General features: G+C 66.7%; 19 protein-coding genes. 12 read left to right on the top strand and 7 right to left on the bottom strand.

Annotation, left to right across the window (positions count from 1 at the left end):
* Window positions 1-43: 43 nt before the first annotated feature.
* From NCCP691_RS06205 to NCCP691_RS06215, 3 genes are all read right to left on the bottom strand, one after another.
* Window positions 44-844 (bottom strand): hypothetical protein, encoded by an 801-nt coding sequence (locus NCCP691_RS06205; protein WP_220807380.1) that lies wholly within the window; start codon window positions 842-844, stop codon window positions 44-46.
* 292 nt (window positions 845-1,136) lie between these two features.
* Window positions 1,137-4,097, bottom strand: a complete 2,961-nt coding sequence (locus NCCP691_RS06210) for a tetratricopeptide repeat protein (protein WP_220807381.1) — start codon at window positions 4,095-4,097, stop codon at window positions 1,137-1,139.
* Window positions 4,098-4,418: 321 nt separating this feature from the next.
* Window positions 4,419-4,913 carry a DUF4124 domain-containing protein gene (locus NCCP691_RS06215; RefSeq protein WP_220807382.1) on the bottom strand — a complete coding sequence of 165 codons (495 nt, stop codon included), beginning with the start codon at window positions 4,911-4,913 and terminating at the stop codon, window positions 4,419-4,421.
* A gap of 150 nt (window positions 4,914-5,063) precedes the next feature.
* Between NCCP691_RS06215 and guaB the strand changes: the two genes are divergently transcribed.
* The 8 genes from guaB (at window position 5,064) to ldcA (ending at window position 12,796) form a co-directional block, all read left to right on the top strand.
* Window positions 5,064-6,524 carry an IMP dehydrogenase gene (gene guaB, locus NCCP691_RS06220; RefSeq protein WP_220807383.1) on the top strand — a complete coding sequence of 487 codons (1,461 nt, stop codon included), beginning with the start codon at window positions 5,064-5,066 and terminating at the stop codon, window positions 6,522-6,524.
* A gap of 23 nt (window positions 6,525-6,547) precedes the next feature.
* The gene (locus tag NCCP691_RS06225) at window positions 6,548-7,549 is read left to right on the top strand and encodes a GGDEF domain-containing protein (protein WP_220807384.1); all 1,002 of its coding nucleotides are present in this window, start codon (window positions 6,548-6,550) and stop codon (window positions 7,547-7,549) included.
* Window positions 7,550-7,569: 20 nt separating this feature from the next.
* Window positions 7,570-9,150 (top strand): glutamine-hydrolyzing GMP synthase, encoded by a 1,581-nt coding sequence (gene guaA, locus NCCP691_RS06230; RefSeq protein ID WP_220807385.1) that lies wholly within the window; start codon window positions 7,570-7,572, stop codon window positions 9,148-9,150.
* A gap of 130 nt (window positions 9,151-9,280) precedes the next feature.
* On the top strand, window positions 9,281-9,916 hold the full coding sequence (queE, locus tag NCCP691_RS06235; RefSeq protein WP_220807386.1) for a 7-carboxy-7-deazaguanine synthase: 636 nt from the start codon (window positions 9,281-9,283) through the stop codon (window positions 9,914-9,916).
* A 5-nt stretch (window positions 9,917-9,921) separates the two neighbouring features.
* Window positions 9,922-10,368: a 6-carboxytetrahydropterin synthase QueD gene (queD, locus tag NCCP691_RS06240; RefSeq protein ID WP_220807387.1), complete on the top strand. Its 447-nt coding sequence runs from the start codon at window positions 9,922-9,924 to the stop codon at window positions 10,366-10,368.
* 8 nt (window positions 10,369-10,376) lie between these two features.
* Window positions 10,377-10,871, top strand: coding sequence for a tRNA adenosine(34) deaminase TadA (tadA, locus tag NCCP691_RS06245; protein WP_220807388.1), 495 nt, complete (start codon window positions 10,377-10,379; stop codon window positions 10,869-10,871).
* Between the two features lie 93 nt (window positions 10,872-10,964).
* Window positions 10,965-11,876, top strand: a complete 912-nt coding sequence (locus NCCP691_RS06250) for an alpha/beta fold hydrolase (protein WP_220807389.1) — start codon at window positions 10,965-10,967, stop codon at window positions 11,874-11,876.
* Complete coding sequence (gene ldcA / locus NCCP691_RS06255; RefSeq protein ID WP_220807390.1) at window positions 11,873-12,796, top strand: muramoyltetrapeptide carboxypeptidase; 924 nt, start codon at window positions 11,873-11,875, stop codon at window positions 12,794-12,796. Before NCCP691_RS06250 ends, ldcA begins: the two co-directional genes overlap by 4 nt.
* Window positions 12,797-12,958: 162 nt before the next feature.
* Here the strand turns inward: ldcA and NCCP691_RS06260 are convergent, their stop codons facing one another.
* The 3 genes from NCCP691_RS06260 to NCCP691_RS06270 are packed head-to-tail and all read right to left on the bottom strand — an operon-like array spanning window position 12,959 to window position 16,462.
* Window positions 12,959-13,855: an aldose 1-epimerase gene (locus tag NCCP691_RS06260; RefSeq protein ID WP_220807391.1), complete on the bottom strand. Its 897-nt coding sequence runs from the start codon at window positions 13,853-13,855 to the stop codon at window positions 12,959-12,961.
* Window positions 13,856-13,859: 4 nt separating this feature from the next.
* A complete protein-coding gene (locus tag NCCP691_RS06265; protein ID WP_220807392.1) occupies window positions 13,860-14,729 on the bottom strand; it encodes an SMP-30/gluconolactonase/LRE family protein in 870 nt (289 codons plus the stop codon).
* Between the two features lie 11 nt (window positions 14,730-14,740).
* On the bottom strand, window positions 14,741-16,462 hold the full coding sequence (locus NCCP691_RS06270; protein WP_220807393.1) for an IlvD/Edd family dehydratase: 1,722 nt from the start codon (window positions 16,460-16,462) through the stop codon (window positions 14,741-14,743).
* 96 nt (window positions 16,463-16,558) lie between these two features.
* Here NCCP691_RS06270 and NCCP691_RS06275 point away from each other — a divergent pair, with 96 nt between their 5' ends.
* From NCCP691_RS06275 to NCCP691_RS06290, 4 genes are all read left to right on the top strand, one after another.
* Window positions 16,559-17,365, top strand: coding sequence for an SDR family NAD(P)-dependent oxidoreductase (locus NCCP691_RS06275; protein WP_220807394.1), 807 nt, complete (start codon window positions 16,559-16,561; stop codon window positions 17,363-17,365).
* Window positions 17,362-18,264 (top strand): 2-dehydro-3-deoxygalactonokinase, encoded by a 903-nt coding sequence (locus tag NCCP691_RS06280; protein ID WP_220807395.1) that lies wholly within the window; start codon window positions 17,362-17,364, stop codon window positions 18,262-18,264. Before NCCP691_RS06275 ends, NCCP691_RS06280 begins: the two co-directional genes overlap by 4 nt.
* Window positions 18,265-18,268: 4 nt before the next feature.
* The gene (locus NCCP691_RS06285; RefSeq protein WP_220807396.1) at window positions 18,269-18,904 is read left to right on the top strand and encodes a 2-dehydro-3-deoxy-6-phosphogalactonate aldolase; all 636 of its coding nucleotides are present in this window, start codon (window positions 18,269-18,271) and stop codon (window positions 18,902-18,904) included.
* 95 nt (window positions 18,905-18,999) lie between these two features.
* Window positions 19,000-20,598, top strand: coding sequence for an ABC-F family ATPase (locus tag NCCP691_RS06290; protein ID WP_220807397.1), 1,599 nt, complete (start codon window positions 19,000-19,002; stop codon window positions 20,596-20,598).
* A gap of 6 nt (window positions 20,599-20,604) precedes the next feature.
* Here NCCP691_RS06290 and NCCP691_RS06295 read toward each other — a convergent pair whose 3' ends face one another.
* A complete protein-coding gene (locus tag NCCP691_RS06295) occupies window positions 20,605-21,144 on the bottom strand; it encodes a hypothetical protein (protein ID WP_220807398.1) in 540 nt (179 codons plus the stop codon).
* Window positions 21,145-21,302 lie beyond the last annotated feature (158 nt).

Here is a 21,302-nt window from a genome sequence, read left to right on the forward strand (position 1 = left end):
CTCGGCAGTTGCATCCTCGCCAGGCTTGTCTCTGGTCTTAAACTTAGACTTGGACGGCGTGCTCGGAGCGGGTGTGCTGCTGCCGGCAGGTGTGCTGCTGTCGGCGGGCGTGCTGCTTGCCGGCGGCGTGCTGCTTGCCGGCGGCGTGCTGCTGGCCGGCGGCGTGCTGCTTGCCGGTGGCGTGCTGCTGGCCGGTGGCGGGCTGCTGGCCGGTGGTGTGCTGCTTGCCGGCGGCGGGTTGCTGGCCGGTGGTGTGCTGCTTGCCGGCGGCGGGTTGCTGGCCGGTGGTGTGCTGCTTGCCGGCGGCGGGCAGCTTGCCGGTGGCGTACTGCTTGCCGGTGGCGTGCTGCTTGCCGGCGGCGGGTTGCTGGCCGGTGGCGGGCTGCTTGCCGGTGGCGGACTGCTGGCCGGTGGCGTGCTGCTGACCGGTGGCGTGCTGCTGCCGGTGTGTGTGGTGGCAGCAGCAGCAGGTGTGTGTGTGGCCGCCGGTGGGCGTGCTGCTGGTGGTGGGCGTGCTGCCGCCTGCAGGCGTGCTGCTGCCGGTGGGCGTGCTGCTGCCGGTGGGCGTGCTGCCGCTGGTGGGCGTGTTGCCGCTGGTGGGCGTGTTGCCGCCGGTGGGTTTGCTGCCGCCGGTAGGTGTGCTGACGCCGGTCCCGGTATTGGTCCCGGACGGCTGCGGATCAACGATGTCCAGCAAAGACTTATCGTCAAGAACACCGTCCCAAATATCGAGGCTGTGCAAGACCCGTCGTGCCGCTTCCATGCCCTGCTTGTTGCCGTTTGCCCTGGCGATCTCGTATTCCTGACGCCAGGCAGCCATCTGCATCGTTATGGACAAGTCCACCGTTCTCTCCTGTTGAACAATTTGCTGGCCTCGTCTCACCAATGCCGAATCAACTGGACCTTGGTAAGCGCCATGGCCCCCTCTCACCATAAGTGGTGTTTCTGCCGCGCCGGTTCCGCCTGAAGCACAAAGAATGGCCGGCGCTTTACGGGGCCGGCGCGCCGCCAGGCCGAGGTGAGGCCAAGGGATAACACGGCCTCGTACCGCACGAGTCCGCGCGGCCAGGTGCGGCCGGAGAGGCGGCGCCGGAACTGATTTGCGCGTGAAGCATGGAGACCGCCGGACGTGCTTTTCAGGAGCAGGAAAGCACGCGGGGCGGCGGGAGAGGCCCGACGCGGGTTGCGCCGCCGGACACCCGATTCGATACCTTCTGTCCCTGGCTTTCCTGCGCCGCATATTCCCGCAGCGCAGCGGCGATCCGGCGAATCACGTCCGCCGATGTTTCTTCCGGCGCAGGCCGGAAAAGGCGCATCCGGGGATACCACGCTTGCTGTGCACCCTGTCGGCACCAACGCCAGTCGACAGTCGAAGGAGGAAGCAGCACCCACACCGGCATTCCGATGGCGCCGGCGAGATGGGCCGGCGACGAGTCGATGGTGATGACAAGATCCAGCGTCGCCATCAGGGCCGCGGTGTCGGCGAAGTCGCTGAGTTCGACGTCGGGGACAGCGAGGGGAAAGGCTTCGGCTTCGAATGCCTGCAACACGGCGTCGCCCTTCTGAAGCGCATAAAAACTTATGTTCGGCACCTGCATGAGCGGCGACCAGTCGCGCAAGGCGATCGAGCGCAGCTTGTCGTGCGTGTGCGCCGTATTGCCTTGCCAGACAAGCCCCACTTTGAACTTGCGGTCGGATTTCAGACGTTCGCGCCATTTGTCCACGAGGCCCGGCTCCGGGGTGAGGTAGGGCACGGGCGCGGTCATGGCGGACGGCGCGCCGCCGCAAAGGAGCATCATCGTGTAGTCGTCGACACTGAAGTCGCACTCGATCTTGTCGAGATCGATGGAGAAGATGTTGTGCACTTCGTCGGCGTCCGGATACCCTTGGTAAAGCCGGGTGAGTTCCGGCCAGACCGCCAGGATGACCCGTGCGGGACGATGTTCCTGCCGTATCTTGCGCAGGAAGCGCAGTCCCTGTATCGAATCGCCGAAACCGGCATCCTGAAAGACGAGCAGCGTCTTGCCGTGCAAGGGTTGTCCGTGCCATTGCGCGGCCGCGGTGCGACGCCTGGCCCAGTACACCTGCCGGCATGCAGCGGATCTTGCCGGGGTGGGGTTCCTGAGGTACAGGATGCACAGCTCCTGGCGTACGTGCTGCTGGTCGAAGTAGCCGGGATTGCGGTCTCGAATCGCTTCGAGTATGGCGGTCGCCTCGTCATGACGCTGCAGGCGGGTGAGGGACACCGCGTTGAAATACATCGCGTCCCAATCGTCAGGGGCGAACTTCAGTGCTAGTGCGAGAGCCGCATGCGCGACCTCGAATTCCTGGCAGTTGAACGCGCAGTAGCCGAGATGGGCGGCCGCGAAATGCGAAGGCTCCAGCCTGCATGCGTGCTCGAAACAGGCCGCGCCGGTACGGTAACGTTTTTCCAGATACAGCGCGTGCCCGAGGCAGAGCCAGGCATAGGCATGTTCGGGATTGAGATACGTGGCGATCTGAAGGTTGCGCAATGCCGCATTGAGGTTGCCTTGTTCACGGTAGAGGATGCCGAGTTCGAGCCGTGCTCTCCAATCCCAGGGGGATATCTCCACGGCCCTGCGCAGCGCATTGCCCGTTTTCGCTTGATCGCCGGCGGACTTGTAGCTCATGGCTGCGCGCAAGGGAATCATGGACGCATCCGGATACAGGGTCGATGCGGCTTCCCAGGTCTCGATCGCCCTTGTCCAGTCACCTGTCCGTTGCGCTTCATCCCCGCAGTGCAGCAGAACGCCGAGGGGCGGCACGGGCTGGGCGCACACTCCTTGCCATACCCTGAAAGCTTCCTTGTGGCGGTCGCGTCGGGCGAGCGACCAGGCCGCCAGATCCGAGTACCAGGTGAGGGCGCCGAGGCCGCAGCCTTCAGGCGGCGTGATCGTGTCGGCGAACTCGAAGCGCCGGCTGCGTTCCATATACCGGCGTGCGGCGAGCATCGAGCGGCCAAGGTGGTCGCCGGGCCTGGAGAGCAGATCGCGGTAGATGCGCTCGGCTTCGGGATAGCGCATGCCTTCGCATGCATGCAGCGCGGCGAGAAGCAAGCGGTCGGTTTCACCGATACGGCCGTCGGCCGCGGCTTTCTCCACCAGATCGCGCAGCGCCACGAGAAGCGCCTGAATGACGCTTGACCAGCTGCCGCGGCGCTCCTGGCGGAATGTCCTCGCATTCATGCCGGGAGGAGGAACGGATGACGCTGCCGTCAGCAGCCAGGTCGGGCGGCCGAAAGAGGCGGACAGGCGTGCGATCCCGACGTCCGCCGTGATCAGGAGGTCGAGCTGGCGGAGCACGGAGGTGAGGTGCGTCTCGTCGCTCGCGACGTCGGGCAGCGCGACGGCGTCCATTCCATCCGGCGGATGCGCACCCTCGGCCATGGCCTGGCCGGGCTGAAGAAGCACGAAGACCGTTCCGGGAACGTCGGCGAGCGGAGCAAACTCGGCCAGCGGCACGGTGGACAGCAAGGAGGCTGGCGCTCCCGCGTTCGCCCAGACGAGGCCGATCCTGAGTTTTTCCCCCATCTGAAGCAGTTCCGGGCTATCCGCAACGCGAGGAGCATTCAAGTCCGCGACCGTCGGATTGGCGCCCGCCGTCGCATTGCCCCATGCCCGCGAAGAGGACGCGGCCCCGTTCCCGGCGGCGCCGCACCCGGGCGCGACCGCTTCCTGCAACATCCTGTCGGCGCAATGCGGCAGCCCGGCCTGCCGTAGCGACTCCGCCAGGGTATGCGTCAGCATCGGATCGCCCGGGGACTTTGAGAGGGCATCGTGGCACAGGTCGGCGGCGTCGATGCAGTACCCCTGCAGACTGAGAGCGCGGGCGAGTCCGACAAGTGCCCCCGGACTTCCGGGGAGGAGCCGCAGCACGCGGCGGAATGCCTGCTCCGCTTCCTGCGGCTTCCCTGCAATAAGCAAGGCCCTGCCAAATTCCTCCCATTCCGGTGCCTCGCAGGGCGTCATTCCCAGTTGGCGGCGCAGCATGGCGATTTGCCACGGGGACTGGACCGGGGCCGCGGTCTCGTGCTCCTGATGCTTGCTCGCTTGTTTGGCTCTGTTCACGGGTGCCATGTCGAATTCCCGTTGGTCGGTTACCGCTGAATATGGATGTGGCGACGCCTTCTCCTGGCGTGGTTGTTATGGGTCGACGAAAAGTACGCAACGGTTCCATTCGCCAGTCACTATTGCCATGAGATGTGTGATAGCAGAGGGAGAGCCGCCAGCCCGGCCCGCGCGAACCGGCGAGCGAGCGGCGTCGCGGCAAGCGTGTTCACGGCCGCCGGCAGACGACCGACACGCTCTTGCAGGGCTGGCTGGAGGGGGGCTGGCGGGCCTTTCGGGTTTGCAGGCCCGGGGGGCAGGAGGCGTGGCGCGGCGCCGAGGGGGCGGCGGCTATTGGCAGCCGGCCAGCACGCGCCGGGTTTCCTGCAATTCCCGGGCGCGTTGTTCATCCGACAAGAAACCGCGCTCGCCGTCCTTGCCGGTGGTGCCGATCCGCACGCCGGATTCGAGCGTGCGCTGGTAGTCCGCCGCGCGCTCGCAGTTCTGCCGGCGGTCGGCGGCGACCTTTGCCTCATCGGCGGATTTTTTCTCCTTTTCCGCCTTTTCTGCCTGGCGCTTGCGGAATTCCGCGTTCTTCTCGGCGATGGTGGGAGCGGCCGCGGCCGTGGCGGCAGGAGCCGGCGGGCTGCCGCCCTCGGCGGCCGCGACGCCGCCGGGCTGGCGGAGGATGCGTGCCTTCGGCACCGATGCCGGCGGCGGACGGTCCGAGTACTGCTTCACGCCGCGGTCGTCGATCCAGGCGTACTGCGCGAGCGCGCTGCCGGCATGACCGAATGACAGCAAGGCGGCAAGGACGAGCAGGGAGGGCAGTGGGGACTGTTTCATGCAGTTTCCGTGAGCGAAAGGACAGGGGGATTTCGCCATGCTTTGGCGCCGGTGTCAACGACGGGCGGACGCTGCCTTCGACGGCGCAAGCAAATGCGACTTTGCCCGGGCAATTCTGTATAATGCCGCTTTGCGCCTATAGGAATCACTATGCGTCTCCTCCAGAAAGCACTCACATTCGATGACGTGCTGCTCGTTCCGGCCCACTCGGACATCCTCCCCAAAGACACCTCGCTGACCACGCGCCTGACGCGCAACATCACGCTGAACATTCCGCTGCTGTCCGCGGCCATGGACACCGTGACCGAGTCGCGCCTGGCGATCGCGATGGCGCAGGAAGGCGGCATCGGCATCGTTCACAAGAACCTGAAGCCGGAGGCGCAGGCGCGTGAAGTGGCCCGCGTCAAGCGTTTCGAGTCGGGCGTGGTGCGCGATCCGATCACCATCCCGCCGACCATGCGCATCCGCGACGTGATGGCGCTGTCGGAACAGCACGGCATCAGCGGCTTTCCGGTGGTGGAGGGACGCAAGGTGGTCGGCATCATCACCAACCGCGACCTGCGCTTCGAAGAAGAACTGGATGCGGAAGTGCGCGCCAAGATGACCCCGCGCGAAAAGCTGGTGGTGGTGAAGGAGGGCGCCGAACTGGCCGAGGCCAAGCGGCTGATGAACAAGTACCGCCTGGAGCGGGTGATCGTGGTCAACGACGAGTTCGAACTGCGCGGCCTGATCACGGTGAAGGACATCATGAAGGCGACCGAGCATCCGAACGCCTGCAAGGATGAGCACGGCAAGCTGCGCGTGGGCGCGGCGGTCGGCGTCGGCGCCGACAACGACGAGCGCATCGACCTGCTGGTGCGCGCCGGCGTGGATGTCATCGTGGTCGACACCGCGCACGGCCATTCCAAGGGCGTGCTCGATCGCGTCAGGTGGGTCAAGAAGAACTATCCGCAGGTGGACGTCATCGGCGGCAACATCGCCACCGCCGCCGCCGCCCGCGCCCTGATGGAGCATGGGGCGGACGGCGTCAAGGTCGGCATCGGCCCGGGCTCGATCTGCACCACCCGCATCGTCGCCGGCGTCGGCGTGCCGCAGATCACCGCGATCTCCAACGTGGCCGAAGCGCTCAAAGGCACCGGCATTCCCTGCATCGCCGACGGCGGCATCCGCTTCTCCGGCGACATCGCCAAGGCGCTGGCGGCGGGTGCGTCCAGCGTCATGATGGGCAGCATGTTCGCCGGCACCGAGGAAGCGCCGGGCGAAGTCATCCTGTTCCAGGGCCGCAGCTACAAGTCCTACCGCGGCATGGGCAGCCTCGGCGCGATGTCCGAGGGTTCCGCCGACCGCTACTTCCAGGACGCGGCCAACAACGCCGACAAGCTGGTGCCGGAAGGGATCGAAGGCCGGGTGCCCTACAAGGGCAGCGTGCTGGCGATTCTGTATCAGCTGGTCGGCGGCGTGCGCTCCTCGATGGGTTATTGCGGCTGCGCCTCGATCGATGAATTCCGCGAAAAGGCCGAGTTCGTCGAGATCACGGCGGCGGGCATGCGGGAATCCCACGTGCACGACGTGCAGATCACCAAGGAAGCGCCGAACTACCGCGCTGACTGAGCGGCGGCGACCGCCCGGTGCCCATGACAAGCGCGAACGCCAGCCGGCAGGCAGTGCAAGCGGCATCCGATGATGCGGCGGCCGGCGAGGACGCGCACCTGCTGCGCATCCGCCGCCTCGGCCGCCAGCTGTTCGGCGTGAGCGACTGCGTGATCGTGCTCGGCGGCGACGTCATGGCGGCCGATGCCGCGACCGGCGCCTTCTGCCGCAGGGCGGCGCCGTCGGGCGGGGCCGGCGTGATACCGGACGCGCTGCGGCACGAGGCGCTGGCGCGGGAGGCCGCGGTCAGCGGCGCGCCGCACCTGCGCTTTTTCGCGTCGCTGCCGGTCACCGGGCCTGACGGCGGGCATGCGGGCAGCATCTGCCTCGTCGACCAGGCGCCGCGCGCCGGCTTCGGCGACGACGCGCGCCGGCTGCTGGCGGACCTGGCGGCGCTGGTCGAGCGCGAGCTGGCGCTGCGTTCGATGAGCGCGGTGCAGCTCGACCTGCAGAAAAAGAACAAGAACCTGCGGCGCCGCTCCCTGGTGGATCCTCTGCTCGGCACCTGGAACCGCGGCGCCATCATGCGCATCCTCGCGATCGAGTCCGAGCGCTGCGCCAAGGCAGGCGTGCCGCTGTCGCTCATCGTTGCCGACCTGGATTACTTCAAGAAGATCAACGATACCTATGGCCATCCGGTCGGCGACACGGTGCTGGTGAAAGTGGCCAGCCGGCTGCGGTCCTGCATCCGCGCGCAGGAAGCGCTCGGGCGCTACGGCGGCGAAGAGTTTCTGATCGTGCTGCCCGGCTCCTCCCACGCGACCGCGCTGCAGGTGGCGGAGCGGATGCGGGCCGCGGTGGCGGCGCAGCCGGAGGCGGTCGGCGGCGACCTGCTGCGGCTGACGATCTCCGCCGGTGTGGCTTCGTCGGAGATCTTTCCCGACGCCTCCGCCGAAGACCTGATCAGCCGCGCCGACATGGCGCTTTACGTGGCCAAGGACGCCGGGCGCAACCGCGTCGTTCATGCAACACCGGATTTATCCTGATTCAACCCCCAAGCACATCCATGCATTCCAAAATTCTCATTCTCGATTTCGGTTCCCAGGTCACCCAGCTGATCGCACGTCGCGTGCGCGAGGCAGGCGTCTTCTCGGAAGTCTTCCCGCATGACGTCAGCGACGAGTTCGTGCGCAACTACGGCGCCGCCGGCATCATTCTCTCCGGCGGGCCCAATTCGGTGACCGAAGGCGACACGCCGCGCGCGCCGCAGGCCGTGTTCGAAGCCGGGGTGCCGGTGCTCGGCATCTGCTACGGCATGCAGACCATGGCCGAGCAGCTCGGCGGCAAGGTCGAGATGGGCAAGGTGCGCGAATTCGGCTACGCCGAGGTGCGGGCGCGCGGCCATACCGCGCTGCTCAACGGGATCAGCGATTTCGTCACCTCCGAAGGCCACGGCATGCTGCGGGTGTGGATGAGCCACGGCGACAAGATCGTCGACATGCCGCCCGGCTTCAAGCTGATGGCCTCCACCGAGAACTGCCCGATCGCGGGCATGGCCGACGAGGAGCGCCGCCTGTATGCGGTGCAGTTCCATCCCGAGGTCACCCACACCGTGCAGGGCAAGGCCATCCTCGGACGCTTCGTGCACGAGATCTGCGGCTGCAAGTCGGACTGGAACATGCCCGACTACATCGCCGAGGCGGTGGAAGCGATCCGCAAGCAGGTCGGCGACGAGGAAGTCATCCTCGGGCTGTCCGGCGGCGTCGACAGCAGCGTCGCCGCGGCGCTGATCCATCGCGCCATCGGCAGCCAGCTCACCTGCGTCTTCGTCGATCACGGCCTGCTGCGCCTGAACGAAGGCGAGATGGTGATGAACATGTTCGCCAAGAACCTCGGCGTCAAGGTGATCCGGGTGGACGCCACCGACCAGTTCATGGGCAAGCTCGCCGGCGTGACCGATCCCGAGGCCAAGCGCAAGATCATCGGCCGCGAGTTCGTCGAAGTCTTCCAGGCCGAGGCGGGCAAGCTCAAGAATGCGAAATGGCTGGCCCAGGGCACGATTTATCCGGACGTGATCGAAAGCGCGGGCAAGGGCAAGAAGACCGCGCACACCATCAAGAGCCACCACAACGTCGGCGGCCTGCCCGAGACGCTCAACCTCAAGCTGCTCGAGCCGCTGCGCGAGCTGTTCAAGGACGAGGTGCGCGAACTCGGCGTGGCGCTCGGCCTGCCGCACGACATGGTGTACCGCCATCCTTTCCCGGGTCCGGGCCTCGGCGTGCGCATCCTCGGGGAAGTGAAGAAGGAATACGCCGACCTGCTGCGCCGCGCCGACGCGATCTTCATCGAGGAACTGCGCAATGCGGTCGACGAGGAAGGCCGCTCCTGGTACGACAAGACCAGCCAGGCCTTCGCGGTGTTCCTGCCGGTGAAATCGGTGGGCGTGATGGGCGACGGCCGCACCTACGACTACGTCGTCGCGCTGCGCGCGGTCCAGACCCAGGATTTCATGACCGCGCACTGGGCGCACCTGCCGCATGAGCTGCTCGGCCGCGTCTCCAACCGCATCATCAACGAAGTGCGCGGACTCAACCGCGTGGTGTACGACGTTTCCGGCAAGCCGCCGGCGACGATCGAGTGGGAGTAAGCTTCGCCGCCGCCCCGGTCGCGGGCGGATGCGAAACATTTCAGGCGCGGGTCAGCGGACAGCCGTTGATCCGCGCGTTGCCTTTCTGCCGGCACGCGTCTCGCGTGCGGCGGAGGGCAGGGACAATATCGTGACTTACAGCGTTAAAGAGATTTTCTATACCCTGCAGGGCGAAGGCACGCATGCGGGCCGGCCGGCGGTGTTCTGCCGCTTCTCGGGCTGCAATCTGTGGAGCGGACGCGAGAGCGACCGCGCTTCCGCCGTCTGCCGCTTCTGCGACACCGACTTCGTCGGCACCGACGGCGAGCGGGGCGGCAAGTTCGCCGACAGCGAGCAGCTGGCCGCGGTGATCGACAGCCTGTGGCCGGCGCGTTACGGCAAGAGCCGCTTCGTCGTCTTTACCGGCGGCGAGCCGCTGCTGCAGCTGGATGAAGCCCTGATCGAGAGCATGCACGCGCGCGGCTTCGAGATCGCGATCGAAACCAATGGCACGCTGCCGGTCCCGGCCGGCGTGGACTGGATCTGCGTCAGCCCGAAGATGGGCAGCAGGCTGGTGGTGGAGAAGGGCAGCGAACTCAAGGTCGTCATTCCGCAGGAAGGACAGGACCTCGCCGCCTACGAGCGGCTCGACTTCGAACATTTTTATCTGCAGCCGATGGACGGACCCGACAAGGCGCGCAACACCGCGCTGGCGATCGAGACCTGCAAGCGGAACCCGCGCTGGAAGCTGAGCATACAGACCCATAAACTGCTGCAAATACCCTGAACAAGATGTTGACGATTACACGCAAGCTGGAATTCGATGCAGGACACCGGATCCCGGACCACAAGAGCCAGTGCCGCAACCTGCACGGGCATCGCTACACGCTGGAGATCACGCTCGTGGGCGAGGTGATCCAGCAGGACGGCAATTCCGACAACGGCATGATCATGGACTTCTCCGACGTCAAGGCGCTGGCCAGGCAGCACCTGGTCGACGTCTGGGACCATGCATTCATCGCCTATGAAAAGGACAGCGCGGTGCTGGAATTCCTGCACTCGCTGCCGGGCCACAAGACCGTGGTCATCAAGAGCATACCGACGGTGGAAAACCTCGCGCGCACGGCCTTCGACATTCTGCGCCCGGTCTACCACGACCGCTACGGCACGGGACTGCGCCTGCACAAGCTGGTGCTGCACGAGACGCCCAACTGCTGGGCCGAGATCACGGCGGACTGAGGCCGGGGATGGACGACGCGTTCTACATGCGGCAGGCACTGTCCCAGGCGGGCAATGCCTGGGCGCTGGGTGAGGTGCCGGTGGGGGCGGTGGTGGTGCGCGACGGCGAAATCATCGCCACCGGCTTCAATCAGCCGATCGGCACCCATGATCCGACCGCGCACGCGGAGATCATGGCCCTGCGCGCCGCGGCAACCATGCTCGGCAACTACCGGCTGCCCGGCTGCGAACTGTTCGTGACGCTGGAGCCCTGCGCGATGTGTTCCGGCGCAATGATGCATGCGCGTCTCAAGCGGGTGGTGTTCGGCGCGAGCGATCCGAAGACCGGCGTCTGCGGCAGCGTGACCGACCTGTTCGCCGAGCGCAGGCTGAATCATCACACCGAGGTGGTGGGTGGCGTGCTGGCGGAAGAATGCGGTACGGTGCTCAGGGAATTCTTCGCCGAACGGCGGCGTGCCGCGATGCGAAACGGCGCGGTGCCGCCGGAACCGGCCGGGAAATGAGCCGGTCATACGCCAAGGTCCGGGGCACAACGGGCCGGCCCCGGTCAGGGCGAGACGGTGGAGCGAACCCACATACCAGGACGGGGATGACACGTGCCAATCATTGAAGCCAATAACATCAAGCTCGCCTATGACATCCAGGGCCCCGCGGACGGCGAGCCGCTGCTGCTGATCGCCGGGCTGGGGATGCAGCTCACATCCTGGCCCGATGCGTTCTGCCGCGAACTGGCAGCGCAGGGATTCCGTGTGATCCGTTTCGACAACCGCGATTGCGGCCAGTCGTCACGCATGGAGCAGTACGGGAAGCCCAATCTGCATCTCGCCTTTTTCAAGACCATGTTTCACATGCCGCTGTTGTCCGGCTATACGCTCAACGACATGGCCAGGGATGCGGTCGGCTTGCTCGATGCGCTCGGCATCGAGCGCGCGCATGTCGCCGGCGCCTCCATGGGCGGCATGATCGCCCAGATCATGGCGGCGCGTCATCCCGAGCGCGTGATCACGCTGACCTCCATCATGTCCACCACCGGGCGGCCCGGTCTGCCCGGCCCGACCATGGCGGCCGCGAACGCGATGTTCTCCCGGCCTGCCAATCCGCGCGACCCGGAGTCGGTCATCGCGCACTATGTGCGGCTGTTCCGCGTGATCGGCAGTCCCGCCTATCCGACTCCCGAAGCCGAACTGGTGCGGCGCGTGCGCGACAACGTGCGGCGCGGCGCCAGCTTCAGCGGCACCAGCCGGCAGGTCATGGCAGTGGCCTCCACCGGCAGCCTGGTGCCGCAGCTGCGCACCATACGGCTGCCGACGCTGGTGATACACGGCAGTGACGACCCGCTCGTGCCGGTGGCCTGCGGTCGCGATACCGCGCGCACCATACCCGGCGCGGTCATGCATGAAGTCCCCGGCATGGGCCACGATATTCCCCCGCAGCTCGAAGTCGAGCTGGCACGCCTGATCGCCGCGCATTGCCGTCGCGAGTGGCCGGAACAGGCGCAGCGGGCATGAAACGCCGTACCGGCATCGCCGTCGTCGCCCCGGGCGGCTACGCGCCGCGTGACCGCGATCTCGGCAGGGCGGTGACGCGGCTGGAGGACCATGGCTGGCGGGTGAAGATGCTGGTCGAGCCCGGCGCTGCGTACCAGCGTTTCGGCGCCACCGACGACGGCCGCGTCGCGCAGCTGCATGCGGCCGCCGCCGACGAGGACATCGATATCGTGCTCGCGCTGCGCGGCGGCTACGGCATGTCGCGCATCCTGCCGCTGCTCGACCTCGACCTGCTCGCGGGAAGCGGCAAGCTGTTCGTCGGCCACAGCGACTTTACCGCGCTGCAGATGGCGCTGCTCGCGCACGCCGGCGCGCCCAGCTTTGCGGGACCGATGATCTGCGACGACTTCACCCGGGAAGATGCGAGCGGCTACACGCTCGACGGTTTCCGCCGCTGCCTGGCCGGGCCGGAGCATGCGGTGCGGTTTGCGCATCCGGCCAACCCGGACGTGGAGACCGAGGGGCTGCTCTGGGGCGGCAACCTGACCATGCTGGCGCATCTGGCAGGCACGCCGTGGATGCCGCATATCGAGGACGGGCTGCTCTTCATCGAGGATGTGAACGAACATCCGTACCGCGTCGAGCGCATGCTGCTGCAGCTGCATCACGCCGGCGTCCTGCGCCGGCAGCGCGCTATCCTGTTCGGCGACTTCACCGGTTACCGGCTCGCGGACTACGACAACGGCTACGATTTCGAGGCAATGCTCGACTACATCCGCGGGCTGACCGGCATACCGCTGCTGCGCGGGCTGCCCTTCGGGCACGTGCGCGACAAGGCGACGCTGGCGGTCGGCGCGGCGGCACGGCTGCAATGCGCCGGGGGCGAGTGCGTTCTGAGGATGAGCGGGTATCCGAGCCTGGCAGGGCGGGCGGCGGCGTGATGGCCGGGGGATAGTGAATCCCCCAAGCCGCGCGTGGGATCAGTAGGGCCGGCGTCCCTGCCGGCCCAGACCACGTGTGTCCGGAGAGAGGTGAATACGCGTGCCGCGCCACTCTGCGAAGCTCGTGCCACTTCCGCCGACCCGGCACGGAGGCCGGCCCCACTAGACCGCCGAAGGCGACGGCCCGACCAGGAATTTCGCGCGCAGCGCAAAACTCTCGCCGTGGCCGAGCACCGTCAGGCCGGGCTGATCGGGCATGTGGAAGGCATCGATCGGATGCGTGACGGGCTCGAAGCAGAAGAAGTCGCGGCCGGGCGGGCGGTAGAGCAGGCTGAAGCCATTGCAATCGGGCATGATCATCGTGATCGCAATGCCGCGGTCGGGGTAGTCGATCAGCGCCTTGCCGTTCCAGCCGGTGAAGCAGTTGTCGATCATGTCGCCGTCCAGCGGGGCGGGCGTTTCATAGTCCCATCCGGCCGGCAAGCGCGTCACGTGCCGGGTCGGAATGGCGTCGGCGCCGGACAGCCAGACCCCCTCCGCGTGAGCGCTGAACAGGGTCTGCGCATTGCGCACGAAATAGGGATGCAGGCCGAGGCCGTAGGGCAGGCTGGCCTCGCCGAGATGGGTCACGGTCAGGTCGATCTGCAGTCCGTCGGGCAGCAGCAGGAAGCTCTGCGTGCTGCGGTAGTGATAGGGATTGCCGGCGAAGTGCTTCGACTCCAGTGCCAGCTTGATGAAATCCTCGCGCCGTTCGCTCACCTCCCACGGCTGCAGCCAGCCATCGCCGTGGATCGGATACGGCTCGCCTTCGCGGTTGGGCTGTATCGGATGGAAGCGGCCATCGTGGTCGAAGCCGCCCCGGGTGATGCGGTTGGTCCAGGGCACCAGCGGAAAACAGGCAAAACTGTAGCGGTCCGCGCCCGCCCGATCCCAGGTCCGGAAGAGCGGCATCTCGCCGCCGTCTCCGCGCCAGTTCCAGGCGGTGACCGCGGCCCCCAGGCCGGGGGCGACTTCCAGCTTCTGCTGCGGGCTCTCTATCGTCAGGATATCGTCCGTCATCTGGCTAACCCTTGAACATCTGCGCCGGCATGCCGGCGACATCGATCTCGACGGCGAACAGGCCGCCCGCCAGGGGCTCGCGCTGACGCTGCTCGGCCGTGAGTCCGTCGGCGGCGGTGGTGATGTACATCGTGCGCAGGCCGGGCCCGCCGAATGCGCAGCTGGTGATCTGGCTGCAGGGCAGCTCGACCGTCATCGTCACCCGGCCGGCGGCGTCGCGGCGGGTGAGCCTGGCTGCCCCCCAGTGTGCCACCCAGAGGCCGCCGTCGGCGTCGGTGGCCATGCCGTCCGGCGAGCCGTCTTCCTTGTCGAACTGGACGAACAGCCGCTTGTTCGATGCCTCGCCGCTGTCGAGGTCGAAGTCGAACGCAAACATGCTGCCGTTGACGCTGTCGTTGTGGTACATGGTCTTCCAGTCGGCGGACCAGGCGGGGCCGTTGGTGACCGCGTAACCGCTGTCGATCCGCCTGCATGTCAGATCCGGCGCCAGGCAGTACAGCGAGCCGGTCTCTTCCTTGCAGCCGAAATCCATGGTGCCGGCCCAGAAACGGCCGCGCGCATCGCATTTGCCGTCGTTGAAGCGGTTGCCCGGCAAATCCTTCTCCACCTGCAGCAGGGGCGTCACCAGGCCATTGGCGGGATCGAAACGGGCAAAGCCGTGGCGCTGAGTGATCACCAGTCCGCCGCTCTCGCATTCCGCTATCGCCGACACGCCGCGCGGGATCTGCCAGCTGCGCTGTCCGTCCCGGCTGGAATGGCGGTGCAGGCTGCTGTTGAGGATGTCGACCCAGTACAGCGCCTCTTCGCGCTGCGACCAGAGCGGTCCCTCGCCGAGCGCCGCGCCCGCTTCCCAGATGCATTCAGGCTTCATCATTGGCGGCCCCGTCAGTGCGACTCGCGCGGCACCGGCGCGCCGCTGCTGCCAACCAGGAAATCGAGGTCGGCGCCGAGGTGCGCCTGCTGCACATGCTCGACATACATCTTCACGTAGCCGCGTTCCGGTACCGGCGGCGGCATCCAGTCGGCGCGGCGGCGCGCCAGTTCCTCTTCGCTGACGTCGAGATGCAGCCGGCGCTGGCTGACGTCGAGTTCGATCATGTCGCCATCGCGCACCAGCGCCAGCGGACCGCCGACCGCCGCCTCCGGCGAGGTATGCAGGACCACGGTGCCGTAGGCGGTGCCGCTCATGCGCGCATCGGAAATGCGGACCATGTCGGTGATGCCTTTTTCGAGCACCTTCTTCGGCAGGGGCATGTTGCCGACCTCGGCCATGCCGGGGTAGCCCACCGGGCCGCAGTTCTTGAGCACCATCACGCAATGCTCGTCGATGTCCAGGCCGGGGTCGTCGAGCCGCTCGCGCAAGTCTTCGATGGTTTCGAACACCACCGCGCGGCCGCGATGCTGCAGCAGCTGCGGCGAGGCGGCCGAGGGCTTGATGACGGCGCCGTCGGGCGCGAGATTGCCCTTGAGGACGGCGATGCCGGCGTTTTCCTTGAAAGGCGTGTCGATCGGCTTGATCACGTCGCGATTCCAGCAGGGCGCGTCCTCGATGTTCTGGCCGATGGTGCGGCCGTTGGCGGTGAGGGCGTCGAGATGCAGCAGGTGGCGGATCTCGTTCATCACCGCCGGCACGCCGCCCGCGTAGAAGAAATCCTCCATCAGGTAGTGGCCGGACGGCTGCAGGTTGACCAGGCAGGGCATGCGGCTGCCGATGCGGTCCCAGTCCTCCAGCGCGAGCTCGATGCCGATGCGCCGCGCCACCGCCAGCAGGTGGATCACGACATTGGTGGAGCCGCCGATCGCAGCGTTGACGCGGATCGCGTTCTCGAAGGCTTCGCGCGTGAGGATGCAGTCCATCGTCAGGTCTTCCTCGACCATCTGCACGATGCGGCGGCCGCTGAGCTGCGCCAGGCGGTTGCGGCGCGTGTCGGGAGCGGGGATGGCTGCGTTCCCGGGCAGGGACATGCCGAGCGCCTCCACCATGCTGGCCATTGACGAAGCGGTGCCCATCGTCATGCAGGTGCCTGTCGAGCGGTTCATGCAGGCTTCGGCATCGGTGAATTCTTCCTGCGTCATCAGGCCGCCGCGCACCATCTCCGACATCATCCACACGCCCGTGCCCGAGCCGATGTCCTTGCCGCGGAATTTCCCGTTCAGCATCGGCCCGCCGGACACGCCTATCGTCGGCAGCCCGCACGATGCCGCGCCCATCAGCAGCGAGGGCGTAGTCTTGTCGCAGCCCATCAGCAGCACCACGCCGTCGATGGGATTGCCGCGTATGGACTCCTCGACGTCCATCGAGGCGAGATTGCGGAAGAGCATGGCCGTCGGCCTGATCTGCGTCTCGCCCGGCGACATTACCGGGAACTCAAGCGGAAAGCCGCCGGCCTCATAGACGCCGCGCTTGACGAAGTCGGCAAGCTCGCGGAAATGGCTGTTGCAGGGGGTTAAGTCGGACCAGGTGTTGCAGATGCCGATGACCGGACGGCCGTCGAATTCATCCGCCGGGTGGCCGGCCTTCTGGGTCCAGCTGCGGTGTACGAAGCCGTCGCGATCCTGCTTCTCGAACCAGGCGCGGCTGCGACGTTTTGCTTTTACCGTGGTCATACCTTACTCGCAGGATGTGGGGGCCGTCTGTTTCCTCTGTTTCGGCCCAGCATCCACATTGATTGACCTTCGATGCGAAAGTTCAGGAGCGACAGAATGGGGCAGCAGAGTGTGGGGCAGCAGGGCGAGCAGGGACAGGAAGGACTGGCGCGGTTTCCGAGTCTTGCCGGCAAGCGGGTATTCGTCACCGGCGGCGGCTCGGGCATCGGCGCCGCCATCGTCGAGGCCTTCGCCCGGCAGGACGCGCAGGTGGCCTTCGTCGACATCGCCCGCGACTGCAGTCTGGCGCTGAGCGAGAAGATCGCGGCCGCCGGCAGTCCGCGCCCGCTGTTCCGCGAGTGCGACATCCGCGACATCCCCGCATTCCAGCGGACCATGCGCGAACTGGCCGATGAGAGCGGCGATTTCGACGTGCTGGTCAACAATGCCGGCAACGACCAGCGCCACAAGCCGGAAGAGGTCACGCTCGACTTCTGGAACAACGTGATCGCGATCAACCAGCGGCCGATGTTCTTCGCGGCGCAGGCGGTCATCGACGGCATGAAGCGGCGCGGGGGCGGCAGCATCGTCAATCTCGGCTCCACCAGCTGGCACATCGCCAATGGCGGCTATCCGGTCTACACCACGGCCAAGGCGGCGGTCAGCGGCCTCACCCGGGGCCTCGCGCGCGATCTCGGCCCCTACAACATCCGCGTCAACACGGTCACGCCCGGCTGGGTGATGACCGAGCGCCAGCTGAGCATGTGGGTCGATGCGGAGGGCGAAAAGCTGATCGACCAGAGCCAGTGCCTCAAGGGCAGGCTGATGCCGGAGCACGTGGCGCGCATGGTGCTGTTTCTCGCCTCGGACGACGCGGCGATGTGCACCGCGCAGGAATACATCGTCGACGGAGGCTGGGCATGAGCGCGGAAGCGCCGCTGCTCGGCATCGACTGGGGCACCAGCAACCGCCGCGCCTATCTGCTCGACCGGGATGGCAGGCTGCTGCGCCGGCATGAGGACGAAGGCGGGATCCTGCGGGTGGACGGGGACTTCGAGGGCTCGCTGGCGGCGCTGCTGCGGGTGCTCGGGCTCGCCGGCGCGGAGGTCGTCATGTCGGGCATGGTGGGCAGCCGCAACGGCTGGCAGGAAGCGCCGTATCTCGATGTCGCCGAACCCCTGTCCGCCCTCGGCGCGAGGATGGCGGAGGTGGGCACCGCGCTGCCCGGGGTGCGCTGCCGCATCGTGCCCGGCTATCGCTTTCTCGACCCGCAGAACGTGCCCGACGTGATGCGCGGCGAGGAAGCCCAGCTGCTCGGGACGCTGCGGCTGGGGGCGGACGAGGGCTGGTTCCTGCTGCCCGGCACCCACAGCAAGTGGGCGAGGGTGGAGCAGGGACGCATCATGGAGTTCTACACCTTCATGACCGGCGAGCTGTATGCCTTGCTGTCGCAGCATGGCACGCTGTCCAAGGTGATGGACGCGCGGCAGTCGGTGCCGGAAGCCTTCGCCGCGGGCATGCAGGCGGCGCGACACGCGCCGTTCACCCATGCCGCCTTCGGCTGCCGCGCGCTGGTGGTGACCGACATGATGCCCGCCGCGCACACCGCCTCCTACCTGTCCGGCCTGCTCATCGGCACCGAGCTGCACGACATACTGCGCCGCGCCGGCGGCAGCCTGCATGCGGTGCAGGTGATCGGCAGCGAGGCCCTGGGCAAGCGCTACCTGGAGGCGCTGCAGCTGGCCGGCATCGGCGCCCGCGCATGGCAGCCGGACGAAGTCTACGTCGCCGCGCTCGGCGCGCTGTTCAACATCGAGGAGTGAAGCCATGAAGGAACTGTTGCAGCCTTTCCCCATGCCCCTGATCGCCATCCTGCGCGGCCTGTCGCCGGCCGAGGCGCCGCAGGTGGGGAGGGTATTGTTCGACGCCGGCTTCCGCATGCTCGAAGTGCCGCTCAACCGGCCCGGCGCCATCGAGGCGATGCGCGCGCTGCTGCAGATCGCGCCGCCCGATGCGGTGATCGGGGCCGGTACCGTGCTCGGCGTCGAGGATGTGGAAGCGGTGCGTGCCGCGGGCGGGCGCCTCATCGTGTCGCCGCATTGCGCCGAAGACGTGATCGCGCACGCCTCCCGCCTGGGCATGCTGACGCTGCCCGGCGTGACCACCCCGACCGAGGCCTTCCTTGCGCTGCGCGCCGGCGCCCACGGCCTGAAGATCTTCCCCGCCGAGATGGTGCCGCCCTCCGCCTTCAAGGCGATCAAGTCCATCCTGCCGCCGTCGGTGCCGATGTTCCCGGTCGGCGGCATCACCCCGCAGAACATGGCCGAATATGCCGCTTCCGGCGCCGACGGCTTCGGTATCGGCGGGCAGCTGTACAAGCCGGGATGCAGCGAGACGACACTGCGGGACAACGCGCAGGCATTCATGAAGGAACGCCAACATCTGCTGCGCACGGCCCGCTGAAAAACCGTGCCGGAACGGGGGGGCGGCGGGCTTTCCGCGATGCGGAATGGTAGAATCACCGGTTTTCCGCATTTCTCGCACAAGAGGTCCTGTCCGTGCTTTCCACCGCTAACATCACCATGCAGTTCGGCGCCAAGCCGCTGTTTGAAAACGTCACCGTCAAGTTCGGCGAAGGCAACCGCTACGGCCTGATCGGGGCCAACGGCTGCGGCAAGTCGACCTTCATGAAAATCCTCGGCGGCGATCTCGAGCCGTCGTCCGGCACCGTCATGCTCGACCCGGGCGAGCGCCTCGGCAAGCTGCGCCAGGATCAGTTCGCGTTCGAAGACATGCGCGTGCTGGACGTGGTCATGATGGGCCACACCGAGATGTGGGCCGCGATGCAGGAGCGCGACGCCATCTACGCCAATCCGGACGCGACCGACGACGACTACATGAAGGCGGCCGACCTGGAGGCGAAATTCGCCGAATACGACGGCTATACCGCCGAGGCGCGCGCCGGCGAGCTGCTGCTCGGCGTGGGCGTGCCGATCGAACAGCACACCGGACCGATGAGCAACATCGCGCCGGGCTGGAAGCTGCGGGTGCTGCTGGCGCAGGCGCTGTTCTCCAACCCGGACATCCTGCTGCTCGACGAGCCGACCAACAACCTCGACATCAACACCATCCGCTGGCTGGAGGATGTGCTCAACGAGCGCAACTCCACCATGATCATCATTTCGCACGACCGCCACTTCCTGAACCAGGTCTGCACCCACATGGCGGACATGGACTACGGCACGCTGAAGATCTACCCGGGCAACTACGACGACTACATGATGGCGTCGGCCCAGGCGCTGGAGCAGCGGGCGGCGGCCAATGCCAAGGCCAAGGAACGCGTGGCCGAGTTGCAGGAATTCGTGCGCCGCTTCTCCGCCAACAAGTCCAAGGCGCGGCAGGCGACATCCCGCCTGAAGCAGATCGACAAGATCAAGATCGAGGACTTCAAGCCGTCCAGCCGCCAGAATCCCTTCATCCGCTTCGAAGGCGAGAAGAAGCTGCACCGCCAGGCGGTGGAGGTCGAAGGCATCACGAAGCGCTACGACCGCACCATCTTCAGCAACTTCAACCTGCTGGTCGAAGCGGGCGAGAAGATCGCCATCGTCGGCGCCAACGGCGCGGGCAAGACCACGCTGCTGCGCTGCATCGGCAGCCAGGTCTGCGGCCTGCAGCCCGACAGCGGCACCGTCAAGTGGGCCGAGCACGCCAACATCGGCTACATGCCGCAGGATCCGACCGAGGAATTCGCGCGCGACCTGAACCTGACCGACTGGATGGGGCAGTGGACCAAGGAAGGCGACGACGACCAGGCGATCCGCGGCATCCTCGGTCGCCTGCTGTTCTCGGGCGACGAAGTGAAGAAATCGGTGAAGGTGCTGTCGGGCGGCGAAAAGGGCCGCATGATGTACGGCAAGCTGATGCTGGGCCGGCACAACGTGCTGCTGATGGACGAGCCGACCAACCACATGGACATGGAGTCGATCGAGTCGCTCAACATCGCGCTCGACAAGTATGCGGGCACGCTGATCTTCGTCTCGCACGACCGCGAGTTCGTGTCGTCGCTCGCCACCCGCATCCTGGAGGTGAGGGACGGCGAGATCATCGACTTCCACGGCGGCTACGAGGAATACCTCGCCAGCCAGGGGATCGTGTAAGGCGGCTCAGGCGCCGAGATCGACCAGACTGTTCGGCTGCTTCTCTTCCGCGCCGAGCAGCCTGTCGAGACGGTCGCGCAGACTGCGCGCGGTTTCGTTGCCCTTGGCCTTCTGCACCGCGTCCAGGTAAGGCTGGCGCAGCTGGCGCAGTTCATCCAGGCTCGAAGCCTTTTCCACCTTGAGCTGCAGGGCATAGCCGCGCAGCCCGATCATGCTCTTGATGGTCTCGTTGTAGAACTGGTAGACCGCCATGAAGCGGTTGTCCGGCGCAGCGGTTTCCGCTGGTGCCGGTTCGGCGGCGGGCGCCGGCGCCGCGGGAGGCGGGGCGGGTTCGGGCTGGGCGATGGCATGGATGTAGCCGCCGTCGGCCAGCTCCGCCAGGCTGTCCGCGCCGAGGCCGAGGCCGGCGACCTTGTCCAGAAGCTCGTTCGCCGCCTTCTTGCCGTCGATCATGACGAGCAGCGGGCGCAGACGCGAGGACAATCCATATCTGCGCGAAGCGATTTCCTCGCGCCCCTTGTCGGTCTTGTCGTAGATGGCAGTCATGCGGTGTCTCCTTCACCTTGTCCGCGCGGCAGGCGCGCGCGTTGAACAACCTTGCTGACGCTCTCCCTTGTCATTTTTTAATTCTTTCAGGAAAGCACGCGAGACCTACTTATAATCCGGCAGGCCCAGCGCGTATTGATCTTTCTCATATTGCCGTA

Source organism: Noviherbaspirillum aridicola, assembly GCF_019656455.1.
Lineage (GTDB): Bacteria > Pseudomonadota > Gammaproteobacteria > Burkholderiales > Burkholderiaceae_D > Noviherbaspirillum > Noviherbaspirillum aridicola.